Annotated in this window: 14 protein-coding genes; 4 read left to right on the forward strand and 10 right to left on the reverse strand. The window is 63.6% G+C overall.

Annotated features, from left to right (window positions below):
• The first annotated feature begins 57 nt into the window (after nt 1-57).
• The gene (locus KMZ29_RS18665; RefSeq protein ID WP_215620598.1) at nt 58-669 is read left to right on the forward strand and encodes a DUF2147 domain-containing protein; all 612 of its coding nucleotides are present in this window, start codon (nt 58-60) and stop codon (nt 667-669) included.
• Here KMZ29_RS18665 and hpnN read toward each other — a convergent pair.
• On the reverse strand, nt 637-3225 hold the full coding sequence (gene hpnN / locus KMZ29_RS18670; protein WP_215620599.1) for a hopanoid transporter HpnN: 2589 nt from the start codon (nt 3223-3225) through the stop codon (nt 637-639). The two genes, KMZ29_RS18665 and hpnN, sit on opposite strands and share 33 nt — an antisense overlap.
• A 445-nt stretch (nt 3226-3670) precedes the next feature.
• Here hpnN and ispH point away from each other — a divergent pair, with 445 nt between their 5' ends.
• Nucleotides 3671-4597 carry a 4-hydroxy-3-methylbut-2-enyl diphosphate reductase gene (ispH, locus tag KMZ29_RS18675; protein WP_215620600.1) on the forward strand — a complete coding sequence of 309 codons (927 nt, stop codon included), beginning with the start codon at nt 3671-3673 and terminating at the stop codon, nt 4595-4597.
• A 37-nt stretch (nt 4598-4634) separates the two neighbouring features.
• Nucleotides 4635-5795 (forward strand): adenosyl-hopene transferase HpnH, encoded by a 1161-nt coding sequence (gene hpnH / locus KMZ29_RS18680; RefSeq protein WP_215620601.1) that lies wholly within the window; start codon nt 4635-4637, stop codon nt 5793-5795.
• An 88-nt stretch (nt 5796-5883) separates the two neighbouring features.
• Here the strand turns inward: hpnH and KMZ29_RS18685 are convergent, their stop codons facing one another.
• The 6 genes from KMZ29_RS18685 to KMZ29_RS18710 all read right to left on the reverse strand — a co-directional run bounded on the left by KMZ29_RS18685 (nt 5884) and on the right by KMZ29_RS18710 (nt 12055).
• Nucleotides 5884-6618, reverse strand: coding sequence for a phosphorylase (locus KMZ29_RS18685; RefSeq protein WP_215620602.1), 735 nt, complete (start codon nt 6616-6618; stop codon nt 5884-5886).
• On the reverse strand, nt 6615-8588 hold the full coding sequence (gene shc / locus KMZ29_RS18690; RefSeq protein WP_369810033.1) for a squalene--hopene cyclase: 1974 nt from the start codon (nt 8586-8588) through the stop codon (nt 6615-6617). The genes KMZ29_RS18685 and shc overlap by 4 nt, the downstream gene beginning before the upstream one ends.
• Nucleotides 8589-8644: 56 nt before the next feature.
• On the reverse strand, nt 8645-9898 hold the full coding sequence (gene hpnE, locus KMZ29_RS18695; RefSeq protein ID WP_215620603.1) for a hydroxysqualene dehydroxylase HpnE: 1254 nt from the start codon (nt 9896-9898) through the stop codon (nt 8645-8647).
• Nucleotides 9898-10737, reverse strand: coding sequence for a presqualene diphosphate synthase HpnD (gene hpnD / locus KMZ29_RS18700; RefSeq protein WP_215620604.1), 840 nt, complete (start codon nt 10735-10737; stop codon nt 9898-9900). Before hpnD ends, hpnE begins: the two co-directional genes overlap by 1 nt.
• Nucleotides 10734-11612, reverse strand: a complete 879-nt coding sequence (gene hpnC, locus KMZ29_RS18705; protein WP_215620605.1) for a squalene synthase HpnC — start codon at nt 11610-11612, stop codon at nt 10734-10736. The genes hpnD and hpnC overlap by 4 nt, the downstream gene beginning before the upstream one ends.
• Nucleotides 11613-11812: 200 nt before the next feature.
• Nucleotides 11813-12055 carry a hypothetical protein gene (locus tag KMZ29_RS18710; RefSeq protein WP_215620606.1) on the reverse strand — a complete coding sequence of 81 codons (243 nt, stop codon included), beginning with the start codon at nt 12053-12055 and terminating at the stop codon, nt 11813-11815.
• A gap of 500 nt (nt 12056-12555) precedes the next feature.
• Here KMZ29_RS18710 and KMZ29_RS18715 point away from each other — a divergent pair, with 500 nt between their 5' ends.
• On the forward strand, nt 12556-13059 hold the full coding sequence (locus KMZ29_RS18715; RefSeq protein ID WP_215620607.1) for a hypothetical protein: 504 nt from the start codon (nt 12556-12558) through the stop codon (nt 13057-13059).
• Nucleotides 13060-13220: 161 nt separating this feature from the next.
• On the opposite strand, the gene KMZ29_RS18720 is transcribed toward KMZ29_RS18715, so the two are convergent.
• From KMZ29_RS18720 to KMZ29_RS18730, 3 genes are all read right to left on the reverse strand, one after another.
• Nucleotides 13221-15569: an efflux RND transporter permease subunit gene (locus KMZ29_RS18720; protein WP_215620608.1), complete on the reverse strand. Its 2349-nt coding sequence runs from the start codon at nt 15567-15569 to the stop codon at nt 13221-13223.
• Between the two features lie 328 nt (nt 15570-15897).
• Nucleotides 15898-16668: an ethanolamine ammonia-lyase subunit EutC gene (eutC, locus tag KMZ29_RS18725; protein WP_215620609.1), complete on the reverse strand. Its 771-nt coding sequence runs from the start codon at nt 16666-16668 to the stop codon at nt 15898-15900.
• A 6-nt stretch (nt 16669-16674) separates the two neighbouring features.
• Nucleotides 16675-18261, reverse strand: a complete 1587-nt coding sequence (locus KMZ29_RS18730) for a B12-binding domain-containing radical SAM protein (RefSeq protein WP_215620610.1) — start codon at nt 18259-18261, stop codon at nt 16675-16677.
• Nucleotides 18262-18322 lie beyond the last annotated feature (61 nt).

An 18322-nucleotide genomic window follows, 5' to 3' on the forward strand; every position in this document is an offset into this window, starting at 1 on the left:
CCCCGCTCCGATCCACTAAGCACAGGTTTGAACATGTTGCACTGCCCACGAAATATCATGCGCACCGTCGCCTATTGCGGTCTGTTTTTGGCCACCGGACTTGTTCCGGCGCTGGCTGCAGATCCGACCGGTGACTGGCGGGTGTCGGACGGGGTCGCCAACATCCGGGTTGCCGAATGCAATGGCAGCATGTGGGGCGTGGTTGCATGGGAGAAAACGCCTGGAGGCCGCGACAAGAACAATCCCGATGTCTCAAAACAGAACAGGCCGACCCTGGCCATGCCGATCCTGATCGACATGAAGAAGAAAGCCGCCGTCGATGCGTGGGAAGGCCAAGTCTATAACGCCAAGGACGGCCAGTTCTACAGTTCGACGATCAAGCCGGTCGGTGCCGATCAGCTCGAGATTCAAGGCTGCGTGCTCGGCTTTCTCTGCGGCGGCGAAACCTGGACCCGCGTCGCGGGCCCGATTCCCTCGAGCCCCGCCAACAGCATGGCCAAGGGCGCCCCGAAAGCCACGGGAGCCCTGCCCAAAGCCGCGGCAGCCGCCGCTCCGGCTGCGCCGAAGACCACCGGCTCGGCCAAAGCGAATCAGAAGCAGGCGGCCGGGCAGCCCGGCGACATCGGCGATATCTGCCTACTCCCCGATATCGCGCGGTTTGCCCATTAGCGCCGGCTGGAACAGCAGCACCGCGGCGAGCGTGGTGACGAGCGAGAGCGCCAGCAGCTTGCCCATGCTCGCGGTTCCCGGATGACTCGATAGCCACAGGCTTCCGAACGCCGTGGCGGTCGTCAGCGCGCTGAAGAAGATCGCGCGCGTCAGGCTGGTCTGCAGCAGATTCGTCCTGCCCGACCGCCAGGCGGTGACGTAATAGATCTTGAACGCGACGCCGACGCCGAGCAGCAGCGGCAGCGCGACGATATTGGCGAAGTTGAGCGGCAGCCCGATCAGCACGCAGATTTCCAGCGTCACCGCCCCCGCCACCAGCAGCGGAACCAGTGTCAGCAGCACGTCGGTGACCCGCCGCAACGCCAGCCAGAGCAGAACGCTGATCACGACCAGCGCCCAGATGCCGGCGTGAATGAAGGCCTTCACGACGGTGTCGCCGGACTTGAGAATCGATACCGGCCCCCCGATCGCATTCGGCTCGGCTTCCAGAACGGCGCCGGCGAACTTGCGCAGCGTATCGTTGTCGTTGGGATCGCCGCGCGGCAGCGCCTCGACACGCATCAGGCCGTCCTTGGTTTTCCAGGCCGCGACCAGGTTGGCCGGCAGCGTCTTCAGGCTGACCGGCGCCGCCTGCAGCGAGTTCTTGAGCTGGTCGAGCACCACTTTCAGCGGCGTGACGAAAGCGGCCTGGGCCTTGTCCCGCGTCGCCTCGTCCGATTCGGCGAGTTTCGACAGCGCGTCGGCGAGCCGGCGCGAGGCTACCGCCCCCGGGCCCTTGGCGTCGCCGGCGGCCTTGCGCAGGCTCTCCGCCGATCCCTTCAAGGCCTCGACATTCTCCTGGTCGGAGGGCGGGGCGTCGATCGACTCCGGATTGAGCGCGGGCTCGAGCACCTTCGCCCCTTGCGCGATCAGCTTCAGCTTGGCCGGCTGGCCGCCGGGCACAAAACTGTCCAGAGATATCACGCGAAGCACTTCAGGTACTTTCTCAAGTCTCGCTTCGATCTTCTTGGCGTCGGCTTCCGATTTCGTCATCACGTTGATGGCGTTGGCGCCGGTGTTCGGGTCCTTTCTCAGGTCCAGAAAGGTCGCGATCGACTCGACCTGCGAATTGCGCAGGTTGATCGGGTTGAAGTCGAACTTCATGAAGTACAACAGCGGCAGGCCGGCCACCGCGACCAGCAGCGTGCCGGCGATGATCCCGACGCGGTGCTTTTCGAGGAACTCATCGACCGGCGCCAGGAACGCGTAGCCGACCGGCTCGCTTTCGCCGGGCGGATTGAGCAGTTTCAGCAGCGCCGGCAGCACCGTGATGCTGGTCAGGAAAGCCGCCAGCATGCCCACGCCGGCGATCTTGCCGAGCTCGGAAATGCCCTTGTAGTCGGTCGGCAGAAAACACAGGAAGCCGGCCGCCGTTGCCATCGCGGCGAGCGAGAGCGGCACCGCCGAGCGTTCGGCCGCCCTCTCCAGCGCCAGCGCCAGATCGTCGTTCTTGAAACGCTCCGAACGGTAGCGGACGCTGAACTGGATGCCGAAATCTACGCCCAGTCCGACGAACAGCACGGCAAAGGCGATCGAGAGCAGGTTCAGCGAACCGACCATCATCAGGCCCACCGCCGTGGTGATCGAAAGTCCGATGAAGAGGTTGAGGAACACGGCGAAGATGATCTTCGACGAATGCAGCGCCATCCAGAGGATGACCAGCACGACCAGGACGGTGCCGATACCGTTGACGATCGCGCCGTCCTGAACGGTCGAGAACTCCTCGTTGGCGATCGGAACCGGCCCGGTCAATCTGACCCGGGCGTCATATCCGCCGGCCAGGTTGAGTTCGGAGGCCGCCTGCCGGATGGCATCGGTCGCAGCCTTGCCGGGCTCCAGCGCATTGAAATCGAGGATCGGCTTGAATTCGATGAAGGCACGCCGGTCGGAATCGGTCAACGGCTTGTCGCTGACGAGTTCGCGCCAGGAGAAGGTGGCAGCCCCCTTGATCAGCACATTCTCGACCGTCTGGGCGATCAGGTTGAACGGCCGCTCGGTACTATCGAGCTTGAACTGGCCGCGCTTGACGCCGGCAAGGCCGGTCTCCAGCGCGCCGGTCAGGCCGCGAATGCTGGGATCGCCAGCCATGATCTCGATCAGCGGGGCGGCGGACGAGAACTGGCCGGTCAGCCTGCCGACCTCCTCGACGGAGAGGAACAACAGGCCGTTCTTCTCGAAGAATTCCCCCGCCCCGAGTTGCTGGACCGATTCGAAATGCCTGGTGTCGCCGACGAGCTTGTGCGCAAGCGCGGCGGCCGCGGTGCTGGTCAGCTCGGGCGTCGGCGCCTCCACCACGGCCAGGATGGTGCGCTCGCGATCGAAGGCCTCGCCGAATTGATTGTCCCGCTTGCGCCAGTCCAGATCGGGCGAAATCAGGGTGTTGATGTCGGTGTTGATGGCGAAGTTCCGGGCCGTGTAGAAGCCCGCCGCTATCGCCAGGATGAGCGCGACCAGGACAGTTGGGAGGGCGAACCGCGTGCAAGCCTTAACAATCGAGACAACAATACTTGTCAGCACTTCTTTTCTTTCTAGCGTTAACGGCTTGCCGGAAACGCCCGCTGTCTACCGGAGTTCCGCAGGCTGATCTAATGTTGATTTTGTGGACTTTTTCTCAGCAGGCATGACCAAATAGCGCAAAATGTGCCGAAACTGCGCTGCCGGGCTGATATAGTCCGCCTCATCAGGCGGTAAAGTGACGAACAAGTGAGGGGGTCAGGGGGTTCACCCGCTGCGGTTGGAACATTACTGTATCATATTACCGGGTCCCGGCTTAACGCCGTTGGGCCTTTCTTTGCGATCCGCCTTTCGCAGCCGATCGTTTTTTGACACAAAGTCCTGTCTCTCCATGGGCTTGGGGCGGGGCGGACAGATGCGAGAAACTCGGCATGGTGCGGATATTGCAGATATCCAGCGCGGCCGGAGAGTGAAATGAGGTTGGTGCAGCTTGCGTAATGGGCCTCCCATGAAAGTGTATCTTGCGCAACCGCGTGGATTTTGCGCGGGCGTCGTGCGCGCCATCGAGATCGTCGAGCGCGCGCTCGAGAAATACGGCCCGCCGGTCTATGTCCGCCACGAGATCGTTCACAACAAATACGTGGTCGAGAGCCTGAAGAACAAGGGCGCCATCTTCGTCGAAGATCTCTCCGAGGTGCCGCCGCTTTCGGTCACGGTCTTCAGCGCCCACGGCGTCGCCCGGAGCGTGGAGGAGGAAGCCGCGGTGCGCGGCCTGCCCGTCCTCAACGCCACCTGCCCGCTGGTGACCAAGGTCCACAACCAGGGCAAGCGCTACATGTCGAAAGGCCGGGCTCTGGTCCTGATCGGCCATGCCGGCCATCCCGAGGTCGAGGGCACCATGGGCCAGGTCCCCGGCCCCGTGACGCTGGTCCAGAACGTCGACGACGTGGCCGCCCTGACCCTGCCGGCGGACACCCCGGTGGCCTACATCACCCAGACCACGCTCAGCGTGGATGACACAAAAGACATCATTTCCGCCCTCCAGGCCCGATTTACGGATATTCAAGGCCCAGACATCCGGGATATCTGCTATGCGACACAGAACCGCCAATCTGCGGTAAGGGACCTGAGCAAGCTCGTGGACGTTATCTTGGTGGTGGGGGCCACCAATAGTTCCAACTCCAACCGGCTTCGCGAAATCGGCACCGAGGTCGGGGTCGCGAGTTATCTGATCGCCGACGGCAGCGAGTTGAACCCCGAATGGCTGAAGGACGCCAAGGCCGTCGGCATCACCGCCGGCGCCTCGGCTCCGGAAGTGCTGGTCGATGACGTGATCGAGGCGTTGCGGCGTATCGGCCCGGTGAAGGTCTCCGTGCTTCCGGGCCGCGAAGAAAATATCGAATTCCGGCTTCCGGCCGAACTGACTACGGGCTGACCTACTTCGTTTCCAAGTTCCAGAAAGAAAACACGTGATGGCAATACCGTTCTTCAAAGAGATGCGTATCGGCGGCTACATGCTGAAGCAGAAGCTGCTTGGCCGGAAGCGCTATCCGCTGGTCTTGATGCTCGAGCCGTTGTTTCGCTGCAACCTCGAATGCGTCGGCTGCGGCAAGATCGACTATCCCGACGCGATCCTCAACCGCCGCATGTCGGCGCAGGAATGCTGGGATGCCGCCGACGAATGCGGCGCACCGATGGTGGCTATCCCCGGTGGCGAGCCGCTGATCCACAAGGAGATCGGCGAGATCGTCCGCGGCCTGGTCGCACGCAAGAAATTCGTGTCGTTGTGCACCAACGCGCTGCTCCTGGAGAAGAAGCTCGATCTGTTCGAGCCGTCGCCCTACCTGTTCTTCTCGGTGCATCTGGACGGCCTGAAGGACCATCACGACAAGGCGGTTTCGCAGAAGGGCGTGTTCGATCGCGCGGTCTCGGCGATCAAGGCTGCGAAAGCCAGGGGCTTTGCGGTCAACGTCAACGCCACCATCTTCGACGGCCATGCCGCGGAAGACATCGCCAAATTCCTCGACTTCACCACTGAACTCGGCGTCGGCGTCTCGATGTCGCCGGGCTATGCCTATGAGCGTGCGCCCGACCAGGAGCACTTCCTCAACCGCACCAAGACCAAGAAGCTGTTCCGCGACGTGTTCGCGCTCGGCAAGGGCAAGAAGTGGAACTTCATGCATTCCGGCCTGTTCCTGGATTTTCTGGCCGGCAATCAGGATTTCGAATGCACCCCGTGGGGGATGCCGGCGCGCAACATCTTCGGCTGGCAGAAGCCCTGCTACCTGCTCGGCGAAGGCTACACCAAGACCTTCAAGGAATTGATGGAGACGACCGACTGGGAGACCTACGGCACCGGCAAGTACGAGAAGTGCGCCGACTGCATGGCGCATTGCGGCTACGAGCCGACGGCTGCGAACGCGGCGCTGAGCAATCCCCTGAAGGCGCTGTGGGTGTCGCTGCGCGGCGTCAAGACCACGGGTCCGATGGCGCCGGAGATCAGCCTCGAAAAGCAGCGTCCGGCGCAGTACATCTTCTCGGCGGAGGTGCAGAAGCGGCTGTCGGAGATTCGCCGTGACGAAGCCGCAGCCGCGCAATTGAAGGAACAGCAAAAGGCTTCAACCGCCGCCTGACCCCACCGCACACAACATGCAAAACGGGGCGCGATGCCGATCGCACCCCGTTTTCGTTTTCATGGCGTTTTCGAGCGAAGTGGAGTGCTCAGAGATCCGCCGTGACGAAGCCTTCGCTGCCGAGCAAAAAGCCCCGGCAGCCGCGCAGGCTCTTCAGCGCCCGATTGAAATCGATCCCGGTCGAGACCAGCGCGCGCAGCGTCATCGGGTTGCGCGCCACCCCCCGCAGCACCTTGCGCAGATCGATATCGCCGTTCGGCTTGATCGCGGTCATCGCCAGCGCCGGAAGCGCGCGGGTGGCGGGATCGCTGATGACCCGCAGGGCGGCGAAGGGCAGGCCGGCTTCGGCGGCGTAGGCGGCCGCGATGTGGCTCTCCATGTCGACGGCGGCTGCTCCGGTCTCCGAGCGCAGCGCTGCCTTGCAGGCCCGGGCGGCGACCACTTGCTCGACGCCGGCAAGCCCGCCCCTGACCACGCGCCGGCGCTTGAGCGCGACGCCGGCGATCAGTTCTTCGTTGAGCGCCAGACCGGCCAGCCAGCGGGTATCGCCGGCCAGCACCTCGGTCGCCACCACGACGTCGCCCGATTTCAATGTCGGGTCCAGCCCGCCTGCGACGCCGAAGCTGATGACGCCACGGATCGTCGCCGGGTCGAACACGGTCAGCAGGGCCCGCAATTGCTGCGGATCGCTACTGCTGCAGATAACGGTCATGCCGGGCCCGGCCGCTATGCGGGCTTCCTGCACCAATCCAGTCACAATCAGAACCGGCCGCGAATCAATTTGATTGCCCGCGGACACATCGTCCCCCGCCCCCAAATTCACATTCCGACCCCTACCGCCTTGCTGTTGGTGTTCCTCAGATTCCGATACCGCGCCAACGCCCAGAGCGGAAAGAACTTCGGATAACCATGATAACGCAGATAAAACACCCTGGGAAAGCCCGTTGCCGTGTAGCGCTGCTCGTCCCACAGCCCTTTTTCGGTCTGTGTGGCTATTAGGTACTCCACGCCGCGAGCGACCGCCGGATGCCCGACCTCGCCCGCCGCCATCAGACCAAGCAAGGCCCATGCCGTTTGTGAGGCGGTGGTAGGCGCCCCCTCGAACCCCCTGTAATCGAGTCGGTAGCTGACGGCATCCTCGCCCCAGCCGCCGTCCTCGTTCTGGATCGACAGCAGCCAGTCCACGGCCTTGCGGATGGTGGGGTCCTGGTGGTCGACGCCGGCGGCATTGAGCGCACACAGCACCGACCAAGTGCCGTAAATGTAGTTCAGTCCCCAGCGGCCGTACCACGACCCCTCCGCGAGCTGGGTCCGCCGGAGGTAATCGACCCCAGCGGCGACGGCCTTGCTGGTCTCCATGGTCTCGCCGAGCTGCGCCAGCATCGAGACGCAACGCGCGGTGACGTCCTCGGTCGGCGGATCGAGCAGCGCGCCATGATCGGAGAACGGAATGTTGTTGAGGTAGTATTCGAGATTATCGACATCGAAGGCGGCCCAGCCACCATCGGTGCTTTGCATGCCCTCGATCCACTCGCGGCCGCGGGCAATCGCGACATCGTATTCCGGGTCGTGGCTGGCGCGACGGGCGCGATCCATCGCCATCACCACGACAGCAGTGTCGTCGAGGTCAGGGTAATGGGCATTGTTGTACTGGAACGCCCAGCCGCCGGGGCGAACCTCCGGCCGCTTCACCGCCCAGTCGCCCTTGAGATCCAGCACCTGCTTCGGCTTCAGCCAGTCCAGCCCCTGTTTGGCCGGGGACAACGCCGCTTCGCTGCCGGCTTCGATCAGCGCATGACAGGTCAGCGCGGTGTCCCACACCGGCGAGACGCAAGGCTGGCAATAGGCCTCGTGCTCGCCGATCACCAGAAGCTTGTCGATGCCTCGCCGTGTGATGGCGCGCGGCGGATAATCCGCCGGCTTGCCGAGCACTTCGTACATCATCACGGTGTTGGCCATCGGCGGATAGATCGCGCCAAGTCCGTCTTCGCCGTTCAGCCGTTCCTCGACGAAGGCAACCGCAGCATCGATCGCGCGGGCGCGCAATTTCTTCGGAAACAGCGGCTCGATCGTCCGCAATATCGCATCGAGCCCGCGGAACAGATAGAACCAGCCCGCGCTTTGGTGCGGCGCCTTGGCCGTCATTCCGATCGAATGCGGTTTCTGCAGGAACAGTTCATCGATCCCGACCCCGCTGACATTCTTGGCGCGCGGCTTCAGCGCCGCCAGCACCATCAACGGCACGATCGTGGTGCGCGCCCAGTAGGAAATCTTGTTGAGATGAAATGGCGACCACATCGGCAGCAGCATGATCTCGACCGGCAACACCGGCACGCTCCGCCATGTCAGCACGCCGAACATCGACAGCATGAAGCGTGTGAAGACATTGCTGTGGATGGCGCCGCCTCGCGACCGGATCGCCTCGCGCGCCCGCCCCATGTGCGGGGCGTCAATGGAATCGCCGATCATCTTCAGCGCGAAATAGGCCTTCACGCTGGCGCTCATGTCGAAATCGCCGTCGTGCACCAGCGCCCAGCCGCCATGGGCGCCCTGCACCCGGCGCAGGTAATTGGCGATCTTGGCTTCGAGCGCGGCGTCGCGGGGTTCGCCGAGATAATGGCGAAGCAGCACATACTCCGCCGGGATGGTGCAATCGGCCTCCAGCTCGAACACCCAGTGTCCGTCCGGCTGCCGGTAGCCGAGCAGGCCGCGCGTCGCCGACGCGATGCTCCCCTCCAGGGCGCCGCTTTCAATTCCAACTGATTTGCTGCCGGAATGCATCTTGCTCGACATCCCCAATATTGGCCCTGCCCCGGTCGCGCCGGGAACCGCAGGGCTGCCGTCCCGGATCAGGCCTGACGCATGGCGAGGACGAGATCGGCCGCGCGGTTACCCGACCGTACCGATCCCTCGATGGTCGCCGGTAACCCCGTATCAGTCCAGTCGCCGGCAAGAAACAGGTTTTTCCAGTTCGTGACCGCGCCCGGCCGCAGGGCGTTCTGCTCGGGCGTCGCCTCGAAGGTCGCGCGGCGCTCGCGCACGATCTGCCACGGCGGCAGATCGCCCTGCACGCCCGCGGCCTTGCAGATGTCATCCCAGATCGCCTGCGCGAGCTCCTCGCGCGGCATATCGACCAGCCGGTCGCCATTGCTGATGGTGACCGACAGCCGCTGCGGAAACGCGAACAGCCATTCGACCAGTCCGCCGACAACGCCGAGAATGGCCGGCTGTCCCTTGGGCGGATCGAAGCGGAAATGCGCATTCACGATGGCGCGGAATTTGTTCGGTGTCTTCAGCCCCGGTAGCAACGCCGCGGCGGGGCGCGGCGGCACCGCCATCACCACCGCATCGCCGGGTCCGATCGTGACCGTATCACCGCCGAACCTGAGTTCGCCGACGCCACCTGCCGCCATCGCGAATTCGCGCAGCTCGTGCCCGAACTGAATGCTGGCGCCCTTGTCCTGCAACAGCTTGATGGCGGGTTCGACCAGCACCGCGCTGAGGCCATCGCGCGCGATCAGCGGCCGGCAGGCCTGTCCTCCCGCCAGCAAGGTTTCCCGCACCACCGCGCCGGCGAGCCCCGCGGAGCCCTCCGGCGGGTCGACATTCAAGGCCGCCAGCAGCAGCGGCTGCACCAGCCGCTGGTACAGCGTCCCGTCGCAGGGGATCGCATCGCCGACCAGTTTGCTCTCGGCCGCCCAGATCAGCGGCATCAGCGCCAGATAATCGCGCAGGCGCGTGTCGGGGACGCGGCGCGCCTCGTCGAACACCCACAGCGGCAACCGGCTTTCGCCGAGATCGAGCTGCCAGCGCTGGCCGGTGGTGAGATCGACGAACGGAAACTGCGCGCGTTTCGGTCCGACCAGTCCGGCCTCGGTGCCGATCGACCTTGCGTAAGCGACCGCGGCACGGTTGCCCGAGAGCAACAGATGATTGCCGTTATCGATGGTCAGGTTGGTCGCCGCGTCGAAATAGGACCGGCAGCGGCCGCCGGCCTGCTGCGTGGCTTCGTGGACATGCACCTTGAAATTCGCGTTCGCCAGCCGAACGGCTGCCGAGAGGCCCGAAATTCCGGCGCCGATGATATGGACGGTGTTTTGCATCAGATGAACGCGTAGCGAAGGATGATGAAGAGGCGGGCGAGCTTGTTGAGGCGAACCGGCGCGCGCGGCGCGGCGAAGCCCCTGGCGACCAGCAATTCGAGGATCGCACGATAATATTTCGACATGATCCGCGGCGCCCGCACCGCCCGGCGCGGATTGCGGCGCATGATCTCGTCGGCTTTCTCGAAATGCGCGCGCGCCCGCGCCACCAGCGGCATGCAGACTTTCGGCAGCGCCGGTTCCGATATCACCTTGTGCGGATCGGTGGAGGTGATGCCGGCATGCAGCAAACCCTCGAGCGGCAGATACAGCCGGCCGATGCCGGCGTCCTCGTCGATATCGCGCAGGATGTTAGTCAATTGCAGCGCGCGGCCGAGATGATGCGCGAGCAGGATGCCGTCGTCCTCGGCGAGACCGAACACCCGCACCGACAGCCGTCCGACCGCGCTGGCGACGCGGTCGCAATACAGGTCGAGCGTGGCAAGATCCGGCGCCCGGATATCCTGCGGCACGTCCATCTCCATGCCGTCGACGATGGCCAGAAAATCCTCGCGCTTGAGGTCGAAGCGCCGCACCGACGCGACGTAGTCGCGCAGCCGCGCCGGCGGATGGCCCTGATACAGCGCGTCGATATCGTCACGCCATTGTTGAAGCGCGGCCAGCCGTTCGGGCCGCGGACCGTCGGAATCCGCGATATCGTCGACCTGCCGGCAAAAGCTGTAAATCTGGAACATCGCCTCGCGCTGCTCGTGCGGCAGAATCCGCATCGCCGCGTAAAACGAGCTGCCGGAGGCTGATGCCCCGTAGTCTGCGTTGCCTGCCGCCGTCTCGAGCGTCATGCGCCGGCCGCCGGTTTGGAGACGGGCCGCCGTCCGGTCGCGCGGCGGCCCAGCTCGCTGGCGATCCCGCCGAGACTATGGCCGAGCAGTTCGAGCGGGTTGAGATGCACCCGCTCGCTGAGCGGATCGCGCACCTTCAGCATCTGCACGATCCTGTCGGCAAAGGCCTGGATCACCGAGATCTCGCAGCCGAGCCTGATATCCCTGACTCCGGCGCTGAGCGACTTGCTCTCGTCGAGCAGCGCCTCGGTCCGCACCGCGAGCGCATGCAGGCATTGCAGCAGCGGGGCCGACGACCGCTCTGCGCCGAGCTCCTCGACCGAGGCGCCACTGGCTGCGAGCGCATCGCGCGGCAGATAGACGCGATTGAGCTGGCGAAAATCCTTGCCGCAATCCTGCAGATGATTGTTGATTTGCAGGCCGGCGCAGAGCGCGTCCGAAGCGGCCCAGGTCGAGGTGCTCTCGCCGTGAACGTCGAGCATGAAGCGGCCGACCGGCATCGCCGAGTAACGGCAATAGTGGATCACTTCGTCCCAGTTCTCATAACGCAGCTTGGTCACATCCATCCGGAACGCGATCAGCACGTCGAGCGCGTGACGCGGCGGCATCGAACGTTCGGCGAGCGCGCGCCGCAGATTGACGGCCTCGGGCTGGGTGTCGCCGTTGCCGAGCAGTTCGGCCTCCAGCAGATCGAGAAGCCTGAGCTTCTCGCCGTCCTCGAGCGTTGCATGATCGGCGATGTCGTCGGCGGTCCGGACGAAATTGTAGTACGCAAGGATCAGCGCCCGGTGACGCGGGTGTATGATCCACGACGCCACCGGAAAGTTCTCATCGCGGTGGGTCTTGCCGGATCGCAGTTCGCTCGCGCTGGTCATCAAGAACTGGCTACATTCATCTGGGCATGGTGACGACGCACGCGCCGGCTGGCCCGGCTCATGCGCAGTGATCGCGAACCCCATATAGGGGAATACGACGCTAAAACCAATGCTATCTGCGATTTCTCGCAGATTCCTGACGCTTCGGAATGAGGCCCGTCAACCGCCCGCGGCGGCGATTGCCACAGTCGAGCGCCGCTTCATTGGCCGTGGTTTTTCAGCACCTGATTACACGCCGCGGTCAGCTTGGGACGGTTTTGCTGAAGACACGCCAGAATGGTGAAATCGCCCTGGTCGATCACCGGACGGCAGTAGCGCTGCACGTCACGCGAACAGGCCGCCTGCTCTTCCGCCGTGCCGCTGCGCTGCTGCTGCTGCTGGGCAATGGCGCCGGTGGAAACCGATGCCGACAAGAGCGTGAGTGCAAAGAAAAATTTACGCATCATCTTCCTTCATTCTGGCAATAGGAGATTGCGATCCCAGTGGCGCACGGCTTTTCGGGATGCGGATTGCAAGCGCAGCGAGCTGCAGCATCGAACCCGCAGAAGCACTGGTAAATGCGGCCAAATTTGCGGCGCCCCGATTCCTGACACGGTTCCCGGCAAGGAAACCGGCCACACATCTAACCATTTGATATCTAAGGATTATTTATCGACTCGCATTTTTCGCTATTGACTGTTGCAGGAGAGTGCGGCGGATAGCTACATGTTTCGTTGCGAATCCTGGCGATATCTGCAGGTTTTTGATTTCGCCGAACGCAAAAATGCGGTTCGCAGTGTTATCAGGTTTGTGTATTTTGCCGGCGCCGACCCGATGATGGCGGCCGGCCACTTGCTGCGGGCAGGTCCGTCATTTGAACCTAACACACTGCGGTGACACTAAATCTTCGATGCGGCGAGACGGCTCTTGTATGAGAACGTCAATTTGAATGGGAAAACTTGATATGAAGCTGTTTGGTTCCAGGTTATTCGGGCAGGCGCTCAAGGCCGCCGGTGTCGGCGCCGCGCTGATGCTGTCGGTGTCGGTAAGCCATGCCCAGTCGGGGCCATTTACCGGGTTTAGCGGATCGTGGTCCGGCAACGGCACCGTCGCGCTTTCCGACGGAACGACCGAGCGCATCCGATGCAAGGCCAGCTACAATGTCAACGGCACCGGACTGGGTCTGAAGCAGACTCTCCGTTGCGCCAGCGATAGCTACAAATTCGACCTGAGCACCGACGTGACGAGCCAGGGTGACCGCATTTCCGGCAACTGGAGCGAAGCCAGCCGGAATATTTTCGGCAATCTGCAGGGCACGGCGGGCGGTGGCGAGATCGAGGTGTTCGTCGAGGCTTCGGGATTTGCCGCCACCGTGACATTGCGAACTCGCGGCAACAGGCAGACGGTGCAGATCAGTTCCAAGGGCGAGATCAGGGGCGTCAACATCACGATGGCAAAGGGCGGCTGACGCCGCCTCTCCTTCCGTTCACTCCGCCGGCGTCGAGCGACCCAGAGCCCGGTTCTGATTCAATCAGAACCGGGCTCTTGTCTTTTGCTCCGACGCGGTTTCTTCACGCGAACCGGTGCCCACCCCGCATCAAGTGCGGGGCCGGCTTTCGCTCGAAAACGTTAAGAAGTGCGGCGAAGCCGCTGCGACATGTTGATCAGCCACATCGCCGTCGGCCGCAGGATGAAGAGATCCGCGACCAGGGCCGCGACCATCGCGAAAGCGCTGAGCCAGCCGAACAGGCGCAGCGACGGCAGATCGGAAAACACCGTCACCACCAGTCCGCAGGCCAGCACCACCGTGGTCAGGATCAGCGCAGGACCGACCAGCACGGTCGCGCGCTCGACCGCGAACGCCGGGTCGACATCCGGCGTGGTCTCGAGCCGCAGCCGGTTGAGGAAGTGAATCGTGGCGCTGAGGCCGAGGCCGAACGACACCGTCAGCGCCACCACGCTGGCGAATTGCAGCCCCTCCCCCAGAGCCCACAGCACCGTGCCGGACAGCACCACCGGAAAAATGCCGGGCAGGATGCAGGCGAACATCACGACCCACGACCGGAACGCAAGGCCGATGAAGACGGCAACCAGCACGAATTCGATGGTCAGCCCACGGTTGAGCTTGTCGATCATGTTGGCGCTGTTGCGCGCGGCGATCGCGGACAGGCCGGTGACGGCGACCTCGTAGCCCGGATGCTTCTTGCGCACGGCATCCAAGGCGCCGTCGAGCTTCTCGACCACCGGCAGGATCGCACTGGAATCGAGGTCCGGCACCCTGCCCGAGACCACCACCGCATCCTGATCGGCCGAGATGAAGCGGCGAACCAGGTGCTCGGGAATCACGCTGACATATTCCTTCAGCGTCGCGACGTCGGAACTGCCGGCCTTCTCGGCGAGCCAGCGGCGCAGCGTTTCCAGCGACCAGACGTTGCCGACACCGGCCTGGGTTTCCACCATCGAATGAACGTCCGCGATGGTCTGCAGGGTCTCTGGCGCATACAGCGACGCGCCCTTGGGGAATTCGATCAGGACGTCGATCGGATTGGCGCCGGTCAGCTTGGCGTCGAGGCGTCCGCTGGCCGCCACCGCCTGCTGCTTGTCCGGCACCTGATCGGCGAGCCGGTAGCGCGGCTCGAGGTTGGCATAGATCACGGCCAGACCGCCGACGAAGATCACCGCGATCAGACTGAACAGCCCGGGCCGGCCGACCATGCGCACCGCGATCCAGTAGCAGAAGGCGCGCAGCGCGTTGACGCCGGCGTCGGCCGACTGGAACTTGGCGGCAAACACCTGCTCGTTGCGGACCAGCAGCACCCCGAACACCGGCACCAGCGACAGCACCGCGAGCAGCGCGATGATCGTCGCCGCAAGGCCGGCTTCGCCGAAGGTGCGGATCAAATCCGAATCCGAGAACTGCAACGCCAGGAACGAGATTCCGGCGGTCGCGTGCGTCAGCACACAGGCCGGTCCGACCACCAGAACGGCGTTGCGGAAAGCGGAGAACCGGTCTTCACCGGCCAGCAGCCGGTCACGCGCGGCGAATGTCAGCTGCATCGAATCGGAGAAACTGATCACCATGATGAGCGGGGTCATCACGTTGAGGAACATATTGAGGCTGAAACCGGCCCAGCCGAGGATGCCGAGCGACAACAGAATGGCGAGCAGCGGCGGGAACGCCGCGACGATCATGAACGATACCTTGCGGAAGAACAGGATCGCGATCAGGCAGCCCGCCAGGATGCCGGCGACGTTGTAGATCAGGCCGTCGCGCTCGACCGCGTTGCGGATCTCGAGCTGCATGACCGGAACGCCCGACAACTCCTTGCTGAGCCCGGTATCCGCGAGATCCTCGGCCATGACCTTGCGGATTTCGCCGACCGTGGTCTTCAGCTTGTTGTTGCCGACGATCGAAGGTTCCAGCGAGAGTACGATCAGCGCCAGCGTGCCGTCTTCCGACAACAGCTTGCCGCGGATGATCTCGTTGGTTTTGACGGTTTCGATGAACTTGTCGTAATCGGCGCCCTGCGGCAGATCGGACGGGAACAGCGCCGCGGGCAGCTTGCCCGGCGCCGGCGCCTGGCGCGCCGAGAACAGCGAGATCAGGCCGCGGGTGCCGTCGACGAGTTGCAGGTCCGTGACCAGATCGCGGATCTTTTCCAGGTTGTCGCGTTTGAGCAGGGTCTTGCCCTCGACCACGACCAGCACGTCGAATTCGGTCGAGGGGAAGCGCTTGGTGACTTCCTCGTATTGCCGGTATTCCTTGGTGTTGGAACGGAACAGCTGGCTGAGCGAATCGTCGATCTTGATGCGCTCGATGCCGAACACTGCGCCGATCACCATCGCGAACAGAATGATGCAGGACAGCACGGGCGTGCGGATGGCAATCAGGCCGAGACGCTCCAGCCCGAAGGCGATGCTCATCGGCCGCTGCTCCGATTTCTTCGCATTCGGGTCGACAGTGTTTCTTTCGAGCATGCCCTGTCCAGTTCTCACATCGGCTCAATCTGTCTAGAGCCCGGTTCTGATTGAATCAGAACCGGGCTCTGGTCTTTTATTTTGACGCATTTTCTTTACGCGAACCGGTGCCCACTTCGCTCGAAAACGCTATAGCGGAAATTCGTGGGGTGCGAATGAGACTGGATCGGCCACGTCCGATCGACGCTAGCCCTTGAAAACATGCGATAAATTAGCCGCGCGAGGTGTAGCAGTTCTTGCCCGCATCTCGCAAGCTCACACAAAAAACGCCGAATCGGCGCGGATGCGGAAGATAATGTCTCTCAAGGCTTGGATTCGCCATGTCGGATCAATCGGTCGCGATGCGCTGAGGTATCGGGCCGCCGCTCTCGTCCTTCAACGCGACGCCGGTTACTCCCCGCGCCAGGCCCTCGCGGACCAGCCACGCAATCCTGAACGCGGCCTCGTCGTAACCAAGCCCGGCGCCGTGGATGTTGGAAACGCAGTTGCGCTCGGCATCGGTAATGCCAGGTCGCGGCGCGAAGGTCAGATAGGCCCCGAGACTGTCGGGCGCGGACAGGCCCGGCCGCTCGCCGATCAGCACGACCACCATGCGCGCCCCGAGCATGGCGCCGATTTGATCGCCCAGGGCAACCCGCGCGCCGGAGGCGACGACGGCATGGCCGATCTCGATCCGCTCCCCGGCCAGCCGCGGCATGAGGTTGCGGACCAGCGCGACCGCGTGCGCATTGACGGCCGCCGGCGACAGGCCATCGCCGACCACGATGGCAAGCCGGCACGGCCCGGCATTGCGGCTTGCCAGCAGTTGCCTTGAGGCCTGGTCGAGCTTTCGCCCGAGGTCCGGACGGCGGAGATAATCCGTGCGCTCGCGCGCACAGCTGGATACGGCGAGGGCCTCGAGGCCGAGGCCTTCGAGGCCCGAGATCAGGGCGGGCCCTTCAAAGGCGCCATGAACGGCGTCGCGGGCACGAGCGTGAGCAAGCGTGAACTCGAGCAAAGCCCGGGTGGGCAGGCTGGCGCCGGCCCGGCCAAGCCCGACCCGCGCGGGAGTAAGGTCCCGCAGACGCTGCAGCGAGCGGGACGGCAGCGGCGTTGTCATCTCCGGTTACTCGGCAGGGACCGACGCTTCGCGCAGCCGGATCGAATAATTCGACGCGTTCTGTTGACCGACTGACGCCGCGCGCGCGAACTTGATCAGGTGATGGGCGATCATCGCCGAACCAATCAGGCCCTCGAAATCGCCGCGCCGGAGCCGGCCCAGCGCAAATTTCCAGAACACCTTCCTGTAGTCGCCGAGCACACCGACTTTCCAGAACAGATTGCGCAGCATGATCAGGCCGCGCCTGATATTGGCCCAGCTCCTCATCTCCGGGCTGACCGGTACCTTCAGCCGGTTGGCATAGGTGTAATCGCATTGATGCTGGTAGCGCGCGAACAGCTTCTCTGGCTCATAGGCCACTTCCATGCACCGGCGCCACGAACCGACTACCTGCTCGTAAGGCAACAGGAATTCGACATTGGAGTCGCGACTGTCATCGTCGATCAGCCGGTTTTCGCGCTCCAGCCGATCCCACAGCGGCGTCTTCGGCAGCGCCTGCAACAGATTGATGGTCAGCAGCGGAATCCGGGATTCCTCGACGAAGGCGAGCAGCGCATCGGGGGTCTCGGGCTTGTCGGTATCGAGACCCATGATGATGCCGGAGACAACCTCGATGCCATAGGAGTTGATGGTACGGATGCCCTCCAGGATCGGGACCATCATGTTGTGGTCCTTGTGCATCGCCTTCAGCGCGTCGGGATCGGGCGTCTCGATGCCGCAAAACACGGTGACGAAGAAAGCCTCGCGCATCAGCCCGAGGATCTCCGGCCGCTTGGCGATGTTGAGCGTCGCCTCGCAGGCGAGCCGCGTGATGTAGCCGGTTTTCTTCTGCCACTCGACCAGATGCGGCAGCAGATCCAGCGCCGCCTTGCGGTTGCCAATGAAATTGTCATCGACGAAATACACCGTGTCGGTCATTCCGCATTCGCGCAACTTGTCGAGCTCGGCGATGATCTGCTGCGGCGTCTTGAGGCGCGGATTGCGGCCATAGAGACCCGGGATGTCGCAGAATTCGCACTGATACGGACAGCCGCTCGAATACTGGATGCTGCCCAGGAAATATTTCCGGGTCTCGGCAAGCTCATAGGCCGGTATCGGAAACTCGCTCATGTCGATGCGATCGGCGGTTTTCAGGACGACCTGCTGTTCGGGGCGCGACGGATCGCGCGCCAGCCGCGCCAGCAGCTCGTTGGTCGCATCGCCCAATTCGCCGACATGGAGATAATCGAAAGACGGATAGTAATCCGGGCAGGCGCTTACCGACGGTCCGCCGATGGCAACGGGAAGATCGAACGCGTGGGCCCGGCGGCAGATGTCGTTCATCTGCTGGCGCTGGATATGCATGCCGCTGACAAACACCGCCTCCGCCCATTCGAAGTCTTCCCGGGTGGCCGGGCGGATGTTCTCGTCGATGAAGCGGACCGGCCAATGCTCCGGAAGGTAGGCTGCGATCAGGAGCAGCCCCTGCGGCGGCATGAAGGCGCTGACGCCGTCGGTCAGCGGATAGGCGTGTTCGAACGTGCCGAAAGAAGACGTGTAGCGCGGAAAGACGCACAGGATGCGCCGAACCGTCTCGATGCCCACAGCTCTCATCAAACTTCCTCTGGGAACGCTCGTAAAACCTGCCCGGCCGCCAAGTTTAACCACGCGAACA

The organism is Bradyrhizobium sediminis (assembly GCF_018736085.1).
Classification (GTDB): domain Bacteria; phylum Pseudomonadota; class Alphaproteobacteria; order Rhizobiales; family Xanthobacteraceae; genus Bradyrhizobium; species Bradyrhizobium sediminis.

Excerpts from the sequence above, each read along its gene's own strand:
- KMZ29_RS18665 (WP_215620598.1), top strand. The coding sequence starts at position 58 with ATGCGCACCGTCGCCTATTGCGGTCTGTTTTTGGCCACCGGACTTGTT.
- KMZ29_RS18710 (WP_215620606.1), bottom strand. The coding sequence starts at position 12,055 with ATGCGTAAATTTTTCTTTGCACTCACGCTCTTGTCGGCATCGGTTTCC.
- KMZ29_RS18730 (WP_215620610.1), bottom strand. The coding sequence starts at position 18,261 with ATGAGAGCTGTGGGCATCGAGACGGTTCGGCGCATCCTGTGCGTCTTT.
- hpnD (WP_215620604.1), bottom strand. The coding sequence starts at position 10,737 with ATGACGCTCGAGACGGCGGCAGGCAACGCAGACTACGGGGCATCAGCC.
- hpnH (WP_215620601.1), top strand. The coding sequence starts at position 4,635 with ATGGCAATACCGTTCTTCAAAGAGATGCGTATCGGCGGCTACATGCTG.
- shc (WP_369810033.1), bottom strand. The coding sequence starts at position 8,588 with ATGTCGAGCAAGATGCATTCCGGCAGCAAATCAGTTGGAATTGAAAGC.
- KMZ29_RS18715 (WP_215620607.1), top strand. The coding sequence starts at position 12,556 with ATGAAGCTGTTTGGTTCCAGGTTATTCGGGCAGGCGCTCAAGGCCGCC.
- eutC (WP_215620609.1), bottom strand. The coding sequence starts at position 16,668 with ATGACAACGCCGCTGCCGTCCCGCTCGCTGCAGCGTCTGCGGGACCTT.
- KMZ29_RS18720 (WP_215620608.1), bottom strand. The coding sequence starts at position 15,569 with ATGCTCGAAAGAAACACTGTCGACCCGAATGCGAAGAAATCGGAGCAG.
- ispH (WP_215620600.1), top strand. The coding sequence starts at position 3,671 with ATGAAAGTGTATCTTGCGCAACCGCGTGGATTTTGCGCGGGCGTCGTG.
- hpnE (WP_215620603.1), bottom strand. The coding sequence starts at position 9,898 with ATGCAAAACACCGTCCATATCATCGGCGCCGGAATTTCGGGCCTCTCG.
- hpnC (WP_215620605.1), bottom strand. The coding sequence starts at position 11,612 with ATGACCAGCGCGAGCGAACTGCGATCCGGCAAGACCCACCGCGATGAG.